Source organism: Limnospira sp. PMC 1279.21, assembly GCF_032349615.1.
GTDB lineage: Bacteria > Cyanobacteriota > Cyanobacteriia > Cyanobacteriales > Microcoleaceae > Limnospira > Limnospira fusiformis.
The window spans coordinates 1-1,938 of sequence record NZ_JARPLU010000345.1; the positions used below are offsets into that span (position 1 = coordinate 1).

At 46.9% G+C, this 1,938-nt stretch carries 3 protein-coding genes; all 3 read right to left on the reverse strand.

All coding sequences use genetic code 11. The features are described 5' to 3' along the window. Nucleotides 1–305: 305 nt before the first annotated feature. From trpA to ndhL, 3 genes are read right to left on the reverse strand one after another with little or no spacing between them, the layout of a single operon-like run. Nucleotides 306–1,127: a tryptophan synthase subunit alpha gene (gene trpA / locus P5683_RS24395; protein ID WP_006626077.1), complete on the reverse strand. Its 822-nt coding sequence runs from the start codon at nt 1,125–1,127 to the stop codon at nt 306–308. Between the two features lie 30 nt (nt 1,128–1,157). Next, the gene (locus P5683_RS24400; RefSeq protein WP_006626076.1) at nt 1,158–1,511 is read right to left on the reverse strand and encodes a DUF3007 family protein; all 354 of its coding nucleotides are present in this window, start codon (nt 1,509–1,511) and stop codon (nt 1,158–1,160) included. Beyond that, a complete protein-coding gene (gene ndhL / locus P5683_RS24405; RefSeq protein WP_006626075.1) occupies nt 1,511–1,726 on the reverse strand; it encodes an NAD(P)H-quinone oxidoreductase subunit L in 216 nt (71 codons plus the stop codon). The genes P5683_RS24400 and ndhL overlap by 1 nt, the downstream gene beginning before the upstream one ends. Nucleotides 1,727–1,938: the final 212 nt, after the last annotated feature.

Genomic DNA, 1,938 nt, shown 5'->3' on the forward strand with positions numbered 1-1,938 from the left:
TGCTATCGTCGCATTGTCCGGGAACAACCGGAAAAATGCCGCGTAAATGTATCAGATAAGTGTTTATGGGAACACTGCACTTCCGACCTTTTTCTTTGGCGGTAATTTAGAGCGAACGAGAAAAAGTGGGTAATTGCAACAGACCCCTTGCCGTTTGACAAGAAACCTGCCATGATCATAAGAGAAAGGCACATTACGAGGGTTTCAAAAGGCCGGAAGCTGAGTGTTTATGGGAGCACTACAACTTCTAGCCTTTTTCTTTTGGCGACATGGTGATGCTCTACTATTGGGGAGGTTTCTATGGATTAATCCTCATCAATAGCGGTTCTCAAACTCTGACAAAAAGTGGCGATCGCCTCTAACCCATGTTCTGGGGAAGCCGCCGCCAGTCGATTCACAAAAGCACTTCCCACAATCACAGCATCAGCCCCCCAGGAGCGAACTTGTTTGGCGTGTTCGAGTTGAGAAATACCAAACCCCACACCAATAGGCTTATCGGTGAGAGAGCGCATTTGTTTAAGTAAATCCTCAACCCGGGTCTGAACCTGCGATCGCATTCCGGTAACTCCGGTAACACTGACCAGGTAAATAAAACCCTGGGACTGACGAGCGATCGCCTCAATGCGATCGGGGGAACTGGTAGGAGCCACCAACAACACCAATTCAATCCCCTGTTCCTTAGCTGGATATAGGAGAATCTCAGCCTCTTCTAGGGGTAAATCTGGAACCACTAACCCCTTGACCCCAGCATCCTTAATCTGTGCGAGAAACTCAGGAATCCCCCGATACAGAATGGGATTGTAATAAGTAAATAAGATAATCGGAGCCTTGATAGTAGGGCTAACAGTTTTCAGCATCTCCAAAACCCCATCTAGTCGAGTTCCCCGATTTAAGGAACGGGTAGCAGCAGCTTGGATAACTGGACCATCAGCCAAGGGGTCAGAGTAGGGAACCCCTAACTCGATCAGGTCTGCTCCATTTTTATCTAAAACCTGGAGGGCTTTAGCGGTAGTATCTAAATCGGGATCTCCGGCTGTGATAAATGGAATCAGCGCACATTGGCGGCGATCGCCATTAGCTGGACTCTCAGAGCGCAACTTTTGGAAACATTCAGAAACTGAGATCATTTCAAACTCGAATATGTGGGGATAGTCCGGTTAGCTTTTTGATTGCTCATCTACAGACCCAGACTCCCGATGGACAGATTTTTGCTGTTTTTCTTGCTCAACTTCAGCCTGAAGTTGTTGGAGTTGTTCCGGTGTCATTTCCGCTATGCGCTTCTCAATCACCGCTTCCTCGTAATCTTTGAGCTGTTGATTATAGGTCATGGTCTGGGTGACGGCGCGCCATAGGTAGGTGAGTAGCCACAGGACTAACCCTCCCACCAAGATCGCCTGACTCCAAATTCCCGCCTTGCTACTATCAAAGCCTGATAACTGAAAAACCCAGTACAACAGACCTCCGGCTACAAAAATGCCAATCCCAATCCCAATTACATCAATTCGTCGCATTAGCTTTCAATTTGTCGGGGTTGGGGACGAAAATTTAGGAATGGTGACAGCAAAATCAGCCCTGGAAATAAAAAGAAAACCAGAAAGTACATCAGTAACCGCTCTACGGAACCAGCTACATACCAGCGACTTTTCAGGTAAAAGTACAAAGCCCCAGGAGCCACCACCAGGTAGGTTCCACCAAGAATAACATACAGTAACAGTGTAATCAGCATAGTTGGGTGATCCGACAATCCAACGACAGTCTTTATAATTAAACCGCGAAAAGTGACCAGTGACCAGTTTTGCTACGTCACCAATGACCAGCGATCGGGTCATAAATATTTGTAGGCGCGGGTTTACGCCGGGTATATGATATTACAGATAGGCTGCTGCTGCTCTATAAAACTTAAACAAAACCGGACATAGCCGGATATTGATGTTTATC

Coding starts and splice junctions, on each gene's coding strand:
- P5683_RS24400 (WP_006626076.1), bottom strand. CDS start 1,511: ATGCGACGAATTGATGTAATTGGGATTGGGATTGGCATTTTTGTAGCC.
- ndhL (WP_006626075.1), bottom strand. CDS start 1,726: ATGCTGATTACACTGTTACTGTATGTTATTCTTGGTGGAACCTACCTG.
- trpA (WP_006626077.1), bottom strand. CDS start 1,127: ATGATCTCAGTTTCTGAATGTTTCCAAAAGTTGCGCTCTGAGAGTCCA.